The organism is Nonomuraea sp. NPDC005692 (assembly GCF_040631115.1).
GTDB lineage: Bacteria > Actinomycetota > Actinomycetes > Streptosporangiales > Streptosporangiaceae > Nonomuraea.
Genome location: NZ_JBEXYU010000006.1, coordinates 340,604 through 357,452 on the forward strand (window position 1 = coordinate 340,604; position 16,849 = coordinate 357,452).

Below are 16,849 nucleotides of genomic sequence, written 5' to 3' on the forward strand. Positions count from 1 at the left end.
GACCTCAGACGACCCCCGTCAGCCTTTCGGCCGATGCGAGGGCACGACGAGCCCCGCCTCGTACGCGTACACGACCACCTGGGCCCGGTCCCGCAGCCCCAGCTTGGCCAGCACCCGGCCGAGATGCGTCTTCACCGTGGCCTCGGCGACCTCCAGGCGGCCCGCGATCTCCATGTTCGACAGGCCGCGGGCCACCATGAGCAGCACCTCCCGCTCGCGCGGGGTCAGCTCGGTCGCCGCCGGCAGCTCCTCCACCGGCAACTGGGCGGCGAAGCGGTCCAGCATGCGGCGCAGCGTGCGCGGCGCGACCACGGCGTCGCCCGCGTGCACCTGCCTGATGGCGTTGACCAGGTCGGCGGGCGGCACGTCCTTCAGCAGGAACCCGGCCGCGCCCGCCTTGATCGCGGCCAGGGCGTACTCGTCGAGGTCGAACGTGGTCAGGATCAGCACCTTCGGCCCGTCGATGTGCCTGGTCGCCTCGACGCCGTCCATGCGCGGCATGCGGACGTCCATGAGCACGACGTCCACCTCGACGCGGTCCAGCAGCTCCAGGGCCGTGACGCCGTCGGCGGCCTCGGCCACCACGTCGATGTCGGGCTGGGCGCCGAGCACCATCTTGAACCCGGCCCGCAGCAGCTCCTGGTCGTCGACCAGCATCACCCTGATCATCATGCCGCCCTGGCCGCCGGGAGGCGGGCCAGCACCTCGAAGCCGCCGCCGGTCAGGGGACCGGCCGAGACCGCGCCGCCGTACATGCCGACGCGTTCGCGCATGCCGATCAGGCCGTGCCCGTCCGGGCTGCGCGGCGCGGCGGCGCCCCGGCCGTCGTCGGTCACCCGGACGACCAGCTCGGGCCCGCCGTAGTCGATCTCGACCCGCGCCTGGACGTGCGGGCCGCCGTGCTTGAGCGCGTTCGTCAGCGCCTCCTGGACGATGCGGTAGACGGCGAGCTGCTGCCCTTCGGGAAGGTCGCCCGGCACGCCGCCGATGCGCAGGCTGGCGGGCACGCCGGCGCCGCGTACCAGCTCTTCGAGCTGGCCCAGGCCGGGCTGCGGGGTGTAGTCGGTGCCGTCGTCCTCGTTCTCGCGCAGCACGCCGACCATCCGGCGCATCTCGGCCAGGGCCGCCCGCCCGGTCTTGGAGATGTTCCGTACGGCCAGCCGGGCCTGCTCTGGGTCGCTGTCGAGGGCGAAGCCCGCGCCGTCGGCCTGCACCACCATCACACTGACATTGTGCGCCACCACGTCGTGCAGCTCCCTGGCGATCCTGGCGCGCTCGGCCGCCGCGGCCATCCTGGCCTGCTGGTCGCGTTCGCGCTCGGCCCGCTCGGCGCGTTCCTCCAGCCCTTCGAGGTAGCGCCGGCGGGTGTTGGCGTACAGGCCGGCGAGCCAGATGGTGACGACGAAGATCGAGCCGCTGAAGAACATGCCGAAGGTGGCGACGGACCAGTTCACCAGTGCCAGGAACATCCCCAGCTCGGCCACCAGCCCGGCGGCCAGCGCCCACCGGAACGCGCACTCGGAGGCGACCGTCCACAGCGCCACCATGACCGCGAGGTTGGCGGGCAGCGGGTCGACGTGGGCCAGCCACTGCCCGAAGGAGGCCAGCGAGATCACCGCGTACGCCGCCAGCGGCCTGCGCCGCCACAGCAGCGGCGCTATCAGCAGCACCGAGAGCGCGATGTAGCCCGCCACGCCCAGGTACCGGCTGCCCCCCGCCGGGGTGAGCGAGGCGTAGGGGATCGCCAGAAGCAAGCTGAAGACGGCGAGGGGGGCGACCCGCAGGACGCTCACCAGCCCGCCGTGGCGCCTCGACCACGCCCGTACCCTGCCGAACACATCATCACGATATGTAAGCCACGCCGGGGATTTGTCCGCCTAGAGGGGGAAGTCCGCGTACGACCCAGGTCTTACATGGGTCTTACAAGGGACCAGGCATGGTGGTACATGGGAGCGCCCCTCGCGGGCGAGTAAAGGGAGATCGTGATGGCGGATCATGATCGAGACGCGGGTCGCGCGGTGAAGAGGAAGCACCGCGCGACCCGGCCTCCCGGACGGCGCGACCCTCGCAGCCGCTGCGTGTGCGGGCGGGGGGACTCGAACCCCCACAGTGTCTCCACCAACAGGACCTAAACCTGCCGCGTATGCCATTTCGCCACGCCCGCGATCCCGCCGAGGCGGGCTGGGAACAGCTTAGCGCTCCGGCCGTGGCCGGGCAGCCTTCCGCGACGACCGCGGGCCCCCTGTCGGCGGGCCCGCGAGCCGGGGTCAGGCCAGGCCGAGCTTCTTCTTGAGCGAGGCCACGTGGCCGGTGGCCTTCACGTTGTAGAGCGCCTGCTCGATCTTGCCGTCGGCGTCGATGACGAACGTCGAGCGGATCACGCCGATCATCTCCTTGCCGTAGAGCTTCTTCGGGCCGTACGCGCCGTACGCCTGGTGGACGGCGAGCTCCGGGTCCGACAACAAGGGGAAGGTCAGGGCGTCGCGGGCGACGAACTTGGCCAGCTTCTCCGGCTTGTCCTTCGACACGCCGAGGACGACGAAACCCTCATCGGTCAGCTGGCCGAGGTTGTCGCGGAAGTCGCAGGCCTGTTTGGTGCAGCCGGGCGTCATGGCGGCGGGGTAGAAATAGAGGATCACCCTCTTGCCGCGAAGGCTGTCGAGGGCGACGGTGCCGCCGTCGGCGGTGGGTAGCGTGAACTCGGGCGCGGCGTCGCCGGGCGCGAGCTTGGTCTCTGTCATGGGCCCTCCTGAGTTCCTCCGGCAAACCTACCGGCCCGGCCGCTGTGCCGTACGGCACGCCGACCTGACAGACTGATCACGACCAGAACGGACGGAGCTCGCGACGGACTACGTAGCGGGCGCGACCACGCGTACGGTCGAAAGGAGAGCCATGGCTGACACCGATCCCGACGAGTTGGAGCGGCGGATCGCACGCACGCGCGCGGAGTTGGCGCAGACGGTCGACGCCATCGCCGACCGGGTGAGCCCCAAGCGGGTCGCCGAGCGTACGGTCGCCGATGTCAGGAGCCGGGCGGGCCACTTCGTGGCGTCCGTGGGGGACGCCCTCGGGGTGACCGCCCGCCCGGTCGACTACGGCGACAAGCCCGAAGGGGTGTGGGAGGACGAGCAGCCCAACCTGGCGCCGGTGCTCATCGGCGTCGGCGCGGTGCTGGTCGTCGGCGCCGCGATCGTGCTGTTCCGGCGCAGGCGCCGCCGGCGCTGAGCGCGTGCCGGGGCCGGGGTCAGAGGAACGTCCTGCCCTCGCCCCGGTACGTCGGCACCGACTCGGCCAGGGTGTCGCCGTCCACGAGGTGCAGGGTGTCGAAGCGCTCGCACATCTCGCCCGCCTTGGCGTGCCTGAACCACACCCGGTCACCGACCCTCAGCTCCTGGGCCGCCTGGCCCAGCAGCGGGGTCTGCACCTCGCCCGCGCCCTCGTCCTGCGCGTACCGCAGGCCGGCGGGCAGGTACGGCTGCGGCAGCCGGCTCGGCCCGGGAGGGCCGGAGGCCAGGTAGCCGCCGCCCAGCACCGTCACCGTGTCCGGCCCGGGACGGCGGACGACCGGCAGCGCGAACAGGGCCGCCGGACGCCCGGTGAAACGCCGGTAGAAGTCGAACAGCCGCGGGTGGAAGAAGCCCGATCCGGCGGCGACCTCCGTGATCGCCTTCTCCCTGACGGTCGTCTCGATCGAGCCGGTGCCGCCGCCGTTGACGAACTCCAGGTCGGCGACCTGGCGCACGGCGTTCACGACGCGGCCGCGGCGGACGACCAGCTCGCGGGCCGAGCGGGCCTGCATGACCCGGACGACCCGGGCGAAGGCGGCGTTGCCCGGCGGATCGTCGCCGACCCCGGCGATCTGCGCCTCGTAGGCCATGAGCCCCACCAGGCGCAGCCCCGGACGCTTGGCGATGGCCGTGGCCAGGTCGGCGGCCTCATGGGGCTCGCGCACGGGGGAGCGGAGTGCGCCGGCCCGGAACTTGCCGCCGAGGGTGACGTAGCCGGCGTCCAGGTCGAGGGAGAGCCGCAGCTCGGCCCTGGGATGCACGCCTGACACGGCCTTCTCGACGAAGTCCAGCTGCTCGCGGGAGTCGACGGTGATCGCGATCTCGGCGGCGGCCCGCGGGTCGGCGGCCAGGGCGGCGAGCGCGTGCCGGTCGGCCGTGGGGTAGGCGACCAGGATGTCGGTGAAGCCCTGACCGGCCAGCCACAGGGCCTCGGGGAGGGTGAAGGCCATGACGCCGCGGAAGCCGTCCATGGCCAGGATGCGTTCGAGCACCGCGCGGCTGCGCACGGACTTGCTCGCCACCCGGATCGGCTTGCCGGCGGCGCGGCGTACCAGGTCGGCCGCGTTGGCCCGCATGGCCGCCAGGTCGAGGATCGCGAAGGGCGGTTCGAGCGCGGCGGTGGCGCGGTCGTAGCGCCGGCGGTCATCCATGTCAGCAGGGTAACGGCATATCGGGTGAATGAATATGAGTGGGGTTCATATTCATTCCTGGAGCCGGGAGAGGTTCACTTTCCTTGGTGCGGCCGTAATGATCGGGCAAATGGGCGGCGAGGGCGCGGTCGCGGCCCCTCCGGATCCATGTACGTCTGTCGTTGTGATGACCACGCTTCAGCAGATGGTGCCCGCAGCCATCACCGCCCAGCACCACACCGGGCTGCGCAGGGCGAGAAGGGCGCTCAGACCGGCGCGTGCGCTGCCCGGCGCCCTCGTCGCGCTCGTCCTGGCCGCCGTGCTCGGCGCGACGACCGCCGAGGTGGTGACGTCGCTGCTCGGCAAGCCGCTGGGCTGGGTCCCGGTGAACGAGGCGATCGAGCTGGCCGGCGCGCGGACGTGGCCGCAGGTCTCCTCGGCCGCGCTGCTCACCGCCGGGGCCGGGCTGCTGATGCTGCTGCTCGCGCTCGTGCCGGGACGGTCCAGGACGGTCCCGGTCGAGACGTCCGACCCGCTGATCGTCATCGGCATCACCCGCGCCGGGCTGCGCCGCACCCTGCGCGCGGCCGCCCAGAAGGTGAACGGCGTGGACCGCGCCCGGGTACGGCTGCGCCGGCGCACCATCGAGGTCACCGTCGTGACCGGGCCGGAGAGCTCGGGCGCGATGCTCCGGCAGGTCGGCACGGCGGTCGGCGACCGGCTGGCCGGCGTCGGCACGCTCGGCACCGGCGAGGTCGTCGTCCGGCTGCGCAGGAAGGGCGTGTGATGCGGCAGTACACGGGCAACCGCGTCGGCCTGGCCCTGGTCGGCCTCGCCCTGCTCGGCGCGGGCGGCTACGGCTGGCTGCGCGGCCAGGGCCTGCTCTTCGACCTGCCGCGCAACGCCAAGGTGCTGCCCGCCGAGATCGCCCGCACGATGGCCGCGGACCCCTGGACGTTGTGGCTGCTGGCCTTCGCCATGCTGATCCTGGCCATGCTCGCCGTGCGCTGGCTGCTGCTGAGCCTGGGCTGGGGCCGCCGGGGCGCGGCCAGCGGCACCGGCACGGCCATGCTGTGCGTGGGCCTCAAGGGCGTGGACGGCCTGGGCCGGGCGGGCGTACGGGTCGCCGACAACGGCCTGCGCGTCGCCCTGACCTGCCCCTCCGACGCGGACGTCGGCGCGGTGGTGACCAAGCTCGACCAGGACATCGTCGGCCGCATCCGCCGTGAGGTGCGCGACGACGAGACGCCTGCGGTCGTCCGCGTCCACGTCCGCCGCCAACCGGCCGAGCGCCGCTGACCAGTCAACCGGCTGCTCGTAGCTGAAGGAAGAAGGCGCGACTCGGCGCCTTCGCCGTCGAATCCGATCGGGAGGTCGTCATTCACCGCATCATCGGCGCGTTCGCCGCCGCAACCCTCGCTCTCGCCCTGACCGCACCCGCCGCCCACGCGGAGACGGGCGACGGCTTTCCGCTGATCCCCTGCAGGATCGGGGAAGACGGCCAGATGCAATGCGTCGGGGATCACCTGCCCGGCCTGCTGGCCCACGCGCTCAGCCCCGCGGTCGGCCTGATCTGCGTGAACAGCCACACCACCACGGTCATCTGCCGCTCGTCCGCCTGACACCCGGCCCGCCCTGCCCCTCCTGCGCGGAGGGGCCGGGCGGGCCGCCGCGTCTCTACTCGTAGTGGTAGCGAGCCTGCAGGACGACGATCTCGTCGTGTACGACCAGGTACACCAGGCGATGCTCGTCGGTGATGCGCCGGGACCAGGCGCCTGCCAACGCGTACTTGAGGGGCTCGGGCTTGCCGATGCCCTCGTAAGGATCGCGCAGGACATCCTCGACAAGCCGGTTGATGCGCTTGAGTACCTGCCGGTCGGCCGTCTGCCAGTGGACGTAGTCCTCCCAGCCCTGGCTGGTGAACGCCACCTTCACTGAGCAGCCTCGTCGCCCAGCAGTTCGTGCCGCTCATGACGCCCTTGGATCGCTTCCTGATAGGACTCGATCAGTCGGCGGGCGTTGGCCGGGGCACGTAGCAGATAGGCCGTCTCCTGCAGTGCTTCGTACTCCTCTGCGGCCACCAGGTAGGCGCTGCCGCTCTTGGACACGATCTCCACAGCGGTGCGGTCGTCGTTGACTTCTTCGATGAGCGGGAACAGGCGACGGCGAGCTTCGCTGGCGGTGATGGACATGAGCGCCTCCTCCGAGTGGTACAACTCTACGGTACCACTCGGAGGCGGGTCAGCACTCGATGACGTTGACGGCCAGGCCGCCGCGGGAGGTCTCCTTGTACTTGTCGAGCATGTCGCGGCCGGTGTCGCGCATGGTCTTGATGGCCTTGTCCAGCGCCACGTAGTGGCGGCCGTCGCCGCGCAGGGCGATCCTGGCGGCCGTGATGGCCTTGTTGGAGGCCACCGCGTTGCGCTCGATGCACGGGATCTGCACCAGGCCGCCGATCGGGTCGCAGGTCAGCCCCAGGTTGTGCTCGATGCCGATCTCGGCGGCGTTCTCCACCTGCTCGGGGGTGCCGCCCATGACCTCGGTCAGCCCGGCCGAGGCCATCGAGCAGGCCGAGCCCACCTCGCCCTGGCAGCCGACCTCGGCGCCGGAGATCGAGGCGTTCTCCTTGAACAGCACGCCGATCGCGGCCGCCGTGAGCAGGAAGCGCACCACGCCGTCGTCGTCGGCGCGCGGGACGAACCTGGTGTAGTACGTCAGCACGGCCGGGATGATGCCCGCGGCGCCGTTGGTGGGGGCGGTGACGATGCGGCCGCCGGCGGCGTTCTCCTCGTTGACGGCCAGGGCGAACAGCGCCACCCAGTCCATCGCCTGCAGCGGGTCCTTCTCGGCCGACTCGGCCTGCAGCCGCCGGTGGAGCTGGTTGGCCCGGCGCTTGACCTTCAGCCCGCCGGGCAGCACGCCCTCCTTGGAGATGCCCCGCTGCACGCACTCCGACATCACGCGCCACAGGTTGAGGATGCCCGCGCGGATCTCCTCCTCGGTGCGCCCGAACGCCTTCTCGTTCTCCAGCATCAGGGCGGAGATCGACAGGCCGGTGTTCGAGCAGTGCTTGAGCAGCTCGTCGCCCGAGGCGAACGGGTAGGGCAGGACGGTGTCGTCGGGCTTGATGCGGTCGGCGCCGGTGGCCTTCTCGTCCACGACGAAGCCGCCGCCGACGGAGAAGTAGACCTTCTCGCGCACGGTCTCGCCCTGCTCGTCACGGGCGGTGAAGCGCATGCCGTTGGGGTGCTCGGGCAGGGAGATCTTGCGCTCGAAGACGAGGTCCTGGCCCACGACGAAGGGGATCTCGTGCTCGCCGTAGAGGTTGACCGTGCCCGAGGCGCGCATCTCGGCCAGGCGGGCGTCGACGGAGTCGACGTCGACCAGCTCCGGCTTCTCACCGGACAGGCCGAGCAGCACCGCCTTGTCGCTGCCGTGGCCCTTGCCGGTCAGGCCGAGCGAGCCGTACAGGATGACCTCGACGCGGGCCACGCGGGGGAGCAGGCCGTCGTCGTGCAGCCCGCGGGCGAACTTGTGCGCGGCGGCCATCGGGCCGCCCGTGTGGGAGCTGGACGGTCCGATGCCGATCTTGAAGAGGTCGAAGACGCTGATCGCCATTGATGGGCGCCCTTCAGTTCAGGAAGTGCCGGGGCCCGTCGCGGGCCCCGGCGTTGGTGTCAGGACTCGCCTGAGGTGAGCGCCGTGTACTCCTCGGCGGACAGCAGGTCCTCCGCGTCGCCCTCCATGCGGACGCGGAACATCCAGCCGTCGCCGTACGGGTCGCTGTTGGCCAGCGACGGGTCGTCGGCCACGGCCGCGTTCACCTCGACGATCTCGCCGCCGACGGGGGCGTAGATCTCGCTCACCGACTTGGTGGACTCCACCTCGCCGACCGAGTCACCCGCCTCGACGGTCGAACCGACCTCGGGGAGCTGCACGAAGACGACGTCACCAAGAGCCTCGGCGGCGAAGGCCGTGATGCCGACGGTCACGGTGATGCCGTCGTCCACGCCCGACACCCACTCGTGCTCCTTGGTGTAGTTCAGGTCGTCAGGGATGTTGCTCACTTGTTCCTCCTGTAGAAGGGCAGCTCGACCAGGTCCATAGGTTCATGGCTGCCCCGGATGTCCACGGCCAGACCTGTGTCGGCCCCGGCGTCCACGTAGGCCATCGCGATGGGCTTGCCCAGGGTCTGGGAGGGCGCACCGCTGGTGACCTCGCCGACGACGGCGCCGTCGCGGGTGACCGGGTAGCCGTGACGTGGCACCCGGCGGCCCTGGGCGACCAGGCCGACGAGGCGGCGGCGGGGCTGGTCGTCCTTGACCGCCTCCAGTGCCGCCCTGCCGACGAAGTCACCGGGCTTGTCGAATTTCACCACTCTGCCCAGCCCCGCGTCGAACGGGGTCAGGTCGGAGCTCAGCTCGTTGCCGTAGAGCGGCATGCCAGCCTCCAGCCTGAGGGTGTCGCGGCTGGACAGACCGGCGGCCCTGAGCCCGTGCGACTCGCCCGCCGCCTCCAGGGCGCGCCAGAGCGGCACGGCGTCCTGGTTGGCGACGAACAGCTCGAAGCCGTCCTCGCCGGTGTAGCCGGTGCGGGCGATGAGCGCCTGGCGGCCGTCGACCACGCCGGGCAGGCCCGCGTAGTACTTGAGACCGTCGAGGTCGGCGTCGGTGAGCGTGGCCAGGATCTCCTGGGCCTTCGGGCCCTGGATCGCGATGAGGGCGTACTGCTGGGAGCGGTCGTCGACCGCCGTGTCATACGACTTAGTACGATTTTTCAGCTCATCAGCGACTTTGTCGGAGTTCGAGGCGTTGGCCACCACCATGAACTCCTCGTCCGCCAGCCGGTAGACGATCAGGTCGTCGAGCACCCCGCCGCGCTCGTCCACGATCATCGTGTACCTGGCCCGGCCGGGCGCGAGCGCCGACAGGTGGCCGACCAGGGCGTAGTCGAGGGCCTCTCCGGCCTGCGGACCGGTCAGGAAGATCTCGCCCATGTGCGAGAGGTCGAACAGCCCGGCCGCCTCGCGGACGGCTTTGTGCTCCGCCGACTCGCTGCCGTACCGGAGCGGCATCAGCCATCCGGCGAAGTCGGTCAGCGTGGCGCCTAGGGCCTCGTGGACGTCTCGTAGCGGCGTAGGTCGGGACATTTGTCGCACCTCAGGACAGGATTGGATGCCAGCATCCTCCCCCTCTGTCATGGATGCCTGAGAGCTTCGCCCGAGTTTTACCGGACTTTCACCTTCGGCGAGGCCCCGAGGGCCTGCTTTCCAGAGGTCACCTCCCCGTAAGAACGCCTTACAGGGCTGCCGCGCGGTCCTTTGCCTTGAGAGGTTCGCGGGGAGGGCTTGCTCCTTCAGGGACCCTGACCGGCTGTCAGGGTGCTCTCCCGCACGGTTTCGCCGGTGATGTCCGTCAGCCTAGTGCCGTCATGGGGGTGTTGTCGCGCTTCGCCCCCTGCCTTCCGCAGCATCCGCGACATCCCGCACGCAGCGAAAAGCGGCCGCGGCCCCGGAGAGGCGGGGTCGCGGCCGCGTTGGTGGCCGCGCGCGAGCCGGTCATGGCAGGTCAGCTCGCACGCGGCAGCTCGGGGCGGGCCGGTGGCGACCGGCCCGCGCGTAGATCAGGCCCTGTGGATCAGGCTCTAAAGGTCAGGCCCGAGGATCAGGCCCGCGCCCAGAGGGCGGGCACGTTCGGCGGCTCCCAGCCCGGCAGGCTGGTGTGCGCCTGGAGGCAGCGGTAGCTGACCCCCTGGTAGGTGACGACGTCTCCGGCCGTGTACGACTTGTAGGCCGTCCAGGTGGTGCCCTGGCCGTCCCCTCCGACGGTCAGGGTGAAGGACGCGGAGTGGTCCGCCGTCGCCCCGTCGCCGTTGATCCCTATGGTGTACGTCCCCGCCGCGGCGCCGCTGGTGGTGGCGATCGTGACGGTGGACGACTGACCGGCCTGCACCGTGGACGGGCTGAAGGAGACGGTGACCCCGCTCGGCACGTTCCCGGCGGAGAGCGCGACGCTCTGCGCCTGGCCGGACGTGACCTGGGTACTGACCGCCGCGGTAGCCGACTGACCGGCCTGGACCGATGCCGACGACGGGGTCACCGAGATCGAGTAGTCGTTCTCCGTGGGCGTGCTGGTGCCCACGGCGAGCTTCCATATGGCGTACGCGATGGCGTCGGAGTTGCGGTCGAGCGCCGTGGTGTTGATGGCGCTCGGGTAGCTGTCGCAGGCGCTGTGGTAGCAGCGGTCGAACGGCTGCCCGGCCGAGCCGCCCCACTTGGCGGCCTGGGCCGAGCTCTTGACCGCCCCGGCCCCCGTGGCCAGGCCGCCGACCCGGACGCCCGCGCTCTTGAACGAGGCGTGGTCGCTGCGGCCGTCGCCCTCCCTGTCGCCCTCGGTCTGCAGGCCGATGGTGGCGAAGTAGTCGTTGAAGGTCCGCTGGATCGCCGCGTCGTCGTCGTAGACGAAGTAGCCGGCGTTGGTCGAGGCGATCATGTCGAAGTTCAGGTACACCTCGACGCCGCTCGCGCCGCCGTTCTGCACGTAGTACCTGGACCCGACCATGCCCGCCTCTTCGGCGCCCCACCAGCCGAACCGCACGTGCTTGGTGAGGGTGGGCCTGCGGGCGGCGAGGGTGAGGGCGTTCTCCAGGAGCGCGGCCGAGCCGGAACCGTTGTCGTTGATCCCGGGGCCGGCCGCGACGCTGTCGAGGTGGGCGCCGAGCATCACGGTCTGGTTGGCCGGGCCGCCCGGCCAGTCGGCGATCAGGTTGCTGCCGCCGCTGAAGCTCTGCACGCGGGTGGTGAAGCCGGCCGCGTCGAGCTTGCCCTTGATGTAGTTCATCGAGGCGGTGAAGCCCGGCCTGCCCGAGGCGCGGTTGCCGCCGTTGCTCGTGGCGATGGACTGCAACTGGCTCAGATGCGCCGTCACGTTCGCGACGGGGATGTCGGGCGCGGGGTCGGCGGCGGCGCCGGCCGGTCCGGCCGGCGTGGTGAGGGTCAGGGCCAACGCGGCGGTGGCCGCGGCGCCCAGCCTGAGCATGGCGTTCACGATCTGTGGCTCCTCAAGGGGGTTGGGCGGCCACCCCGGCGTGGCCGCCCAGGTATTGCGACTTAGACCGGCTGCCAGAGGGCAGGGGTGTTGGGCGGCTCCCAGCCCGGCAGGCTCGTGTGAGACTGCAGGCAGCGGTAGCTGGTGCCCTGGTAGGTGACGGTCTGTCCGGCTGTGTAGGCCGTGTACGTCTGCCACGTGGTGCCCTGGCCGCCGCCCACCGTCAGGCTGAAGGAGGCCGAGTGGTCGGCGCTCGCGCCGTCGGCGTTCAGGCTGATCGTGTACGTGCTGGGCGTCACGCCGCTCGTGGTCGCGAACGTCACCGTGGACGACTGCCCGGCGGTGATCGTGGACGGGCTGAAGCTGACCGTCACGCCCGCGGGCACGTTGCTCGCCGACAGGGCGATGCTCTGCGCCTGACCGGCGGTGACCTGCGTGCTGACCGTGGCGGTGGCCGACTGACCGGCCTGCACCGAGGCCGACGACGGGGTCACGCCGAAGGAGTAGTCGTTCGGCGAGCTCTGCCCGATCTGCAGGTTGTAGGTGGCCTGCCGGTCGACGTCGGCGCCGTCGGCCGTGATCGCGATCGAGTGGTTGCCCTGCGGGCTGCCCGCCGAGGTGGTGATCGTCAGCGTGGAGCTCTGCCCCGCGGTGATGGTGGCCGGGCTGAACGAGGCGGTCACGCCGGTCGGCAGGGTGCCGGTCCGCAGGGTGATCGACTGCGCCGAACCGCCGGTCACGGTGGTGCTGACCGTGGTCGTGGTGCTCTGGCCCGGAGTGACGCTGCCGGAGGCGGGGTTCAGGTTGACCGAGAAGTCGTTGCTGCCCTGGGTGCAGCTCGGCTCGCCGGACTGGGCCCGTACGCTGACGCCGTCCCAGGCGTTCTTGACCACGTTGAACTCGGTGCAGCTGCCCGGGTACAGGGTCTTGGCGGCCTGGAGGGTGGCGACCCTGGCCTTGGCGTGCGTCCACGGCTGGGTCTTCGTGTTCAGCGCGGACATGAACACCTCACCGGCCTTGCGGATGCCGATGCCGGTGATCGCGGCGCCGTTGTCGCAGCGCGTGCTCGCGGGCTTGCCCGAGGGGTTGGTGCCCTCGGCCACGAGGTAGAACCAGTGGTTCTGCGGGCCGGCCGCCGCGTGCACCTCGGTGTTCGGGATGGAGGCGCTGTAGCAGTTCGGGTGGCTGAGGGCCGACGGGTTGTACATGTTGCGGATCGGCCCGGACCCGGAGAGGTTGACCTCTTCGCCGACCAGGTAGTCCGGCGGGTCGTTCGGGTTGTTGGCGTACGCCTCGGTGAGCGCGCCGAAGATGTCGCCGGTGGACTCGTTCATGCCGCCGGCCTCGTTGCCGCTGCCCGAGCCGCCGCTGGTGAACTGGAAGATGCCGTGGCCGAACTCGTGGCCGACCACGTCCATCGACGTGAGCTGCTGGGAGTTGGCGGAGTTGTGGCCGAAGGAGCCGTACTGGCCGTTCCAGTAGGCGTTGACGTCGGCCAGGCCGACGCGGGCCGGGTAGCCGCCGCCCTGGCCGTTGATGCCGCTGCGGCCGAGCCAGGCGCTCAGCATGTCCCATTCCCGCTGCGCGGCGTAGAGCGCGTCGACGCAGGCGGTCTCCAGGTTCGTGCCCGAGCCGTTGCCCCAGGTGTCGGTGGTCTTCGTGTACGGCGAGCCGTTCTGGCCGCCGCACTGGACACCGCTCCTGCGGGGGTCGCGCATCGTGTACGAGGGGCTGGTGTCGATGGTGACGGTGCCGACGTAGTAGCTGTTGCCGGTGCCGTCGCGCACCTCGTCCCACTCGTCGATGACCTTGCCGGTGAGGGCGTCCACGTACACGTGGAGCTTGGTCTCGTGACCGGTGGCGTTGGCGCCGGTGACCAGGACCTCGTAGGCCAGCCGCGGGGTCTTCGTGGCGGCGTGCACGGACAGCACGGGCGTGGCGACGGTCTCGACCCTGGCCACCTTGGCCCTGGCCGTCACGGCGGCCTGGGCCGCGGTCACCTTCGCCTTCGTGCCGATCCCGATCTTCGTGCGCTGCCCGGTGGCGACCGTGTCGACCACCGCGCCGGAGGCGTCCGTGGCGACGACCACGTCGCCGCCGTAGACGGGCAGGCCCGCGTGGTTACGGGCGTAGGTCAGGTACTGCAGGCCGCGGACGCCTTCGACAGTCGACGTCAGCGTGAACGTGTCCTGCTCGGATGCCAGCAATGCCGCCGAGTCGGCCAGGATCGCGTTGTGTGCGGTGGCGATCGCGTTCCTGCGCTCGTCGGGGCTGGGAGGATCGGCCACCTGCGACGCTTGGGCTGTGGCGCTCGTGGCGCCCACCAGCGAGCTGGTGGTCAGGGCTAGCGCGAGCATTGCGGCAGCCCCCAACCTGAGTTTGGGGTTCACTCTCTGGCTCCTCAGGGGGGTGTGGAGTGGAAGAGCCCCGGCCGGCTGGGGATGAACACAGGGTGACACCGGGATGGCGCGACCCGGTACCCAACAAGTTTCCTATAACGTGGTGGTATGGCCCTCTGAACTGGGATTTCACGCGATTTCAGCGCGCAGAAAAGGTAAAGAAGCTTTCCAGTAACGGTCTCAGCAGGCCGCCGTGAACGCCTCGAAGAGCGCCGGCCCGTCGCCCGCCTCCGGGTGCCACTGGACCGCCACCGCGAACCCGCCGGAGTCGAGCTCCACCGCCTCGATCGTCCCGTCGTCGGCCGTGGCGGTGACCGTGAGGCCGGGGGCGAGCCGGTCGACGGCCTGGTGGTGGTAGTGCGGGACCGCCACCGGTTGCGTGCCGAGCGCCTCGGCCAGGCGGCTGCCGGGGACGGGCGTGACCGGCAGGTGGCCGAACTCGCCGGGCGCGGGGGAGTGGCCGGTGTGCCCGGTCACGTCCGGCAGGTGCTGGTGCAGGGTGCCGCCGAGCAGCACGTTGAGCACCTGCAGCCCCCGGCAGATGCCCAGGAACGGCAGCCCGGCCGCCAGGGCCGCCGCCAGCAGGGCGAACTCGGCCTCGTCCCGGAACTCCCGGACGTAGCCGGTGCGCTCGTGCGCCGTCCGGCCGTACCTGGCCGGGTCGACGTCGCCGCCGCCGGCCAGGACGAGACCGTCGAGCCGCCCCACGACCTGGGCGGGATCGCCGGCCGGCGGCAGCAGCACGGGCTGCCCGCCGGCCTGGACGATCTTCTCGACGTACATGTACGGCAGCAGCGCGACGGGCAGGTCCCAGACGGTGAACCGGGCGGGCTCGACGTACGTCGTGACACCGATGACCGGACGGGTCACAGCGGCGTCACGTACGCGCCGGAGATGCCGCCGTCCACCAGGAACTCGGCCCCCGTGATGAAGGAGGCGTCGTCACTGGCCAGGAACGCCACGGCGGCGGCGATCTCCGACGCCTCGGCGAAGCGGCCCACCGGAATGTGCACCAGACGCCGCTGGGCCCGCTCGGGGTCCTTGGCGAACAGCTCCTGCAGCAGCGGCGTGTTCACCGGCCCCGGGCACAGCGCGTTGACCCGGATGCCCTCGCGGGCGAACTGCACGCCCAGCTCGCGCGACATCGCCAGCACGCCGCCCTTGGAGGCCGTGTACGAGATCTGCGACGTGGCCGACCCCATCACCGCCACGAACGACGCCGTGTTGATGATCGACCCCTTGCCCTGCCGCCGCATGTACGGGATGGCGTGCTTGCAGCACAGGTACACGCTGGTCAGGTTCACCTCCTGGACGCGGCGCCAGGCGTCGAGGCCGGTCTCCAGGATCGAGTCGTCGTCGGGCGGCGAGATGCCGGCGTTGTTGAAGGCGATGTCCACGCTGCCGTAGGTCTCGTGGGCCGTGGCGAACATCCGGACGACGTCGTCCTCGCTGGTCACGTCGGCCTTGACGAAGAGGCCGCCGACCTCGGCCGCGGCCTTGGCCCCGGCGTCCTCGTCGATGTCGACGCAGACGACCTTCGCGCCCTCCTGCGCGAACCTGCGCGCCGTGGCCAGCCCGATGCCGCTGCCCGCGCCGGTGATGACGGCCACGCGGTCCTGCAATCGCTGCACTGTACTTACTCCCAGGATATGAAGACGTTCTTGGTCTCGGTGAAGGCCGTCAGGGCGTCCGGGCCCAGCTCCCGGCCGAGGCCGGACTGCTTGAAGCCGCCGAACGGGGTCCAGTAGCGCACCGAGGAGTGCGAGTTCACCGACAGGGCGCCCGACTCCACCGCGCGGGCCACCCGCAGCGCCCGCCCGACGTCGCGCGTCCAGATGGACCCGCTCAGCCCGTACGGGGTGTCGTTGGCGATGCGCACGGCCTCGGCCTCGTCGGTGAACGGCACCACCGACACGACCGGGCCGAAGATCTCCTCGGTGAAGGCGCGGTCGGTGACCTTCGAGGTGAGCACGGTCGGCGGGAACCAGTAGCCCTTGCCCTGGGGGCAGTCGCCCTGGAGGTAGGGCGTGCCCTCGACGAAGCCGCGGACGCGGTCCAGGTGCTCGGCGCTGATCAGCGGGCCCATCTCGGTGGACTCGTCGAGGGGGTCGCCGACCTTGACGCCGCGCACCGCCGCCGACAGGCGCTCCAGGAACTCGTCGTACACCTCGGCCTGGACGAGGATGCGGGAGCGGGCGCAGCAGTCCTGGCCGGAGTTGTCGAACACCGCATAAGGGGCGGTTTTTGCCGCTTTTTCGAGGTCCGAGTCGGCGAAGACGATGTTCGCGGACTTGCCGCCCAGCTCCAGCGTCACCCGCTTGACCTGCGCCGCCGCCTTCGCGGCGATCTCCTTGCCCACCTCGGTCGAGCCGGTGAACACGATCTTGGCCACGCCGGGATGCTCGACCAGCCGGGCCCCCGCGACCTCCCCTGCCCCGGGCAGCACCTGGAGCACCCCCTCGGGGAGGCCCGCCGCCAGGGCCAGCTCGGCCAGCCTCAGCGCCGTGAGCGGAGTCCATTCCGCCGGCTTGACGATCACCGTGTTGCCCGCCGCCAGCGCCGGGGCGACGCCCCACGACATGATCAGCATCGGGAAGTTCCACGGCACGATGACGCCCACCACGCCCAGCGGCTCCTGGAACGTGATGTCCACGCCGCCGGGCACCGGGATCTGCTTGCCGTGGTTGCGCTCGGGGGCGGCGGCGTAGAAGTGCAGCACGTCGCGGACGGCCCCGGCCGCCCAGCGCGCGTTGCCGATCGGATGCCCGGCGTTGTCCAGCTCCAGCCGGGCCAGCTCCTCGCCGTGGGCGTCCACCAGGTCGGCGAAGCGGCGCAGCAGTCGGGCCCGGTCGCCCGGCGCCACCTCCCGCCAGCTCCGGTACGCCTTCGCGGCCCGCTCCACCGCCCGGTCGACCTCGGCCGCGTCGGCCATCTCGACCTCGGCGACGACCTCTTCCGTCGCCGGATTAACGATCCTCATGCCTACC

17 protein-coding genes, 1 tRNA gene and 2 riboswitches are annotated in these 16,849 nt (G+C 71.1%); of the genes, 3 read left to right on the plus strand and 15 right to left on the minus strand.

The features are described 5' to 3' along the window. Window positions 1-18: 18 nt before the first annotated feature. The 4 genes from ABZ459_RS16755 to bcp all read right to left on the minus strand — a co-directional run bounded on the left by ABZ459_RS16755 (window position 19) and on the right by bcp (window position 2,741). The gene (locus tag ABZ459_RS16755) at window positions 19-669 is read right to left on the minus strand and encodes a response regulator transcription factor (RefSeq protein ID WP_357971214.1); all 651 of its coding nucleotides are present in this window, start codon (window positions 667-669) and stop codon (window positions 19-21) included. Further along, the gene (locus ABZ459_RS16760) at window positions 669-1,838 is read right to left on the minus strand and encodes a histidine kinase (RefSeq protein ID WP_357971123.1); all 1,170 of its coding nucleotides are present in this window, start codon (window positions 1,836-1,838) and stop codon (window positions 669-671) included. The genes ABZ459_RS16755 and ABZ459_RS16760 overlap by 1 nt, the downstream gene beginning before the upstream one ends. A 243-nt stretch (window positions 1,839-2,081) precedes the next feature. Beyond that, a tRNA-Leu gene (locus ABZ459_RS16765) sits at window positions 2,082-2,164 on the minus strand. 103 nt (window positions 2,165-2,267) lie between these two features. After that, window positions 2,268-2,741 (minus strand): thioredoxin-dependent thiol peroxidase, encoded by a 474-nt coding sequence (gene bcp, locus ABZ459_RS16770; protein ID WP_357971124.1) that lies wholly within the window; start codon window positions 2,739-2,741, stop codon window positions 2,268-2,270. A 151-nt stretch (window positions 2,742-2,892) separates the two neighbouring features. Between bcp and ABZ459_RS16775 the strand changes: the two genes are divergently transcribed. Continuing rightward, window positions 2,893-3,225, plus strand: coding sequence for a DUF3618 domain-containing protein (locus ABZ459_RS16775; RefSeq protein WP_357971125.1), 333 nt, complete (start codon window positions 2,893-2,895; stop codon window positions 3,223-3,225). A gap of 19 nt (window positions 3,226-3,244) precedes the next feature. Here the strand turns inward: ABZ459_RS16775 and ABZ459_RS16780 are convergent, their stop codons facing one another. Continuing rightward, window positions 3,245-4,438: an amino acid deaminase/aldolase gene (locus tag ABZ459_RS16780; protein ID WP_357971126.1), complete on the minus strand. Its 1,194-nt coding sequence runs from the start codon at window positions 4,436-4,438 to the stop codon at window positions 3,245-3,247. A 184-nt stretch (window positions 4,439-4,622) separates the two neighbouring features. On the opposite strand from ABZ459_RS16780, the gene ABZ459_RS16785 reads away from it, so the two are divergent. Continuing rightward, on the plus strand, window positions 4,623-5,204 hold the full coding sequence (locus tag ABZ459_RS16785) for a DUF6286 domain-containing protein (RefSeq protein WP_357971127.1): 582 nt from the start codon (window positions 4,623-4,625) through the stop codon (window positions 5,202-5,204). Next, window positions 5,204-5,716 (plus strand): hypothetical protein, encoded by a 513-nt coding sequence (locus ABZ459_RS16790; protein ID WP_357971128.1) that lies wholly within the window; start codon window positions 5,204-5,206, stop codon window positions 5,714-5,716. Before ABZ459_RS16785 ends, ABZ459_RS16790 begins: the two co-directional genes overlap by 1 nt. A gap of 378 nt (window positions 5,717-6,094) precedes the next feature. Here ABZ459_RS16790 and ABZ459_RS16795 read toward each other — a convergent pair whose 3' ends face one another. From ABZ459_RS16795 to ABZ459_RS16840, 10 genes are all read right to left on the minus strand, one after another. Further along, window positions 6,095-6,352 (minus strand): Txe/YoeB family addiction module toxin, encoded by a 258-nt coding sequence (locus ABZ459_RS16795; RefSeq protein WP_357971129.1) that lies wholly within the window; start codon window positions 6,350-6,352, stop codon window positions 6,095-6,097. Further along, window positions 6,349-6,609, minus strand: a complete 261-nt coding sequence (locus tag ABZ459_RS16800) for a type II toxin-antitoxin system prevent-host-death family antitoxin (protein WP_357971130.1) — start codon at window positions 6,607-6,609, stop codon at window positions 6,349-6,351. The genes ABZ459_RS16795 and ABZ459_RS16800 overlap by 4 nt, the downstream gene beginning before the upstream one ends. 49 nt (window positions 6,610-6,658) lie before the next feature. Beyond that, complete coding sequence (locus ABZ459_RS16805; RefSeq protein WP_357971131.1) at window positions 6,659-8,035, minus strand: L-serine ammonia-lyase; 1,377 nt, start codon at window positions 8,033-8,035, stop codon at window positions 6,659-6,661. Between the two features lie 59 nt (window positions 8,036-8,094). Next, window positions 8,095-8,484: a glycine cleavage system protein GcvH gene (gene gcvH, locus ABZ459_RS16810; RefSeq protein ID WP_357971132.1), complete on the minus strand. Its 390-nt coding sequence runs from the start codon at window positions 8,482-8,484 to the stop codon at window positions 8,095-8,097. Continuing rightward, complete coding sequence (gcvT, locus tag ABZ459_RS16815; protein WP_357971133.1) at window positions 8,481-9,566, minus strand: glycine cleavage system aminomethyltransferase GcvT; 1,086 nt, start codon at window positions 9,564-9,566, stop codon at window positions 8,481-8,483. The genes gcvH and gcvT overlap by 4 nt, the downstream gene beginning before the upstream one ends. Before the next feature lie 34 nt (window positions 9,567-9,600). After that, a riboswitch (glycine riboswitch) is annotated at window positions 9,601-9,700 on the minus strand. 20 nt (window positions 9,701-9,720) lie between these two features. Further along, window positions 9,721-9,818, minus strand: a riboswitch (glycine riboswitch). Between the two features lie 262 nt (window positions 9,819-10,080). Beyond that, a complete protein-coding gene (locus tag ABZ459_RS16820) occupies window positions 10,081-11,454 on the minus strand; it encodes a M28 family peptidase (RefSeq protein WP_357971215.1) in 1,374 nt (457 codons plus the stop codon). Window positions 11,455-11,525: 71 nt separating this feature from the next. Beyond that, window positions 11,526-13,820, minus strand: a complete 2,295-nt coding sequence (locus tag ABZ459_RS16825) for a M4 family metallopeptidase (protein ID WP_357971134.1) — start codon at window positions 13,818-13,820, stop codon at window positions 11,526-11,528. Window positions 13,821-14,042: 222 nt separating this feature from the next. Then, window positions 14,043-14,732, minus strand: coding sequence for a gamma-glutamyl-gamma-aminobutyrate hydrolase family protein (locus ABZ459_RS16830; protein ID WP_357971135.1), 690 nt, complete (start codon window positions 14,730-14,732; stop codon window positions 14,043-14,045). Continuing rightward, window positions 14,729-15,493 carry a 3-oxoacyl-ACP reductase gene (locus tag ABZ459_RS16835; protein WP_357971136.1) on the minus strand — a complete coding sequence of 255 codons (765 nt, stop codon included), beginning with the start codon at window positions 15,491-15,493 and terminating at the stop codon, window positions 14,729-14,731. Before ABZ459_RS16835 ends, ABZ459_RS16830 begins: the two co-directional genes overlap by 4 nt. Window positions 15,494-15,498: 5 nt before the next feature. After that, on the minus strand, window positions 15,499-16,842 hold the full coding sequence (locus ABZ459_RS16840; RefSeq protein WP_357971137.1) for an aldehyde dehydrogenase family protein: 1,344 nt from the start codon (window positions 16,840-16,842) through the stop codon (window positions 15,499-15,501). Window positions 16,843-16,849 lie beyond the last annotated feature (7 nt).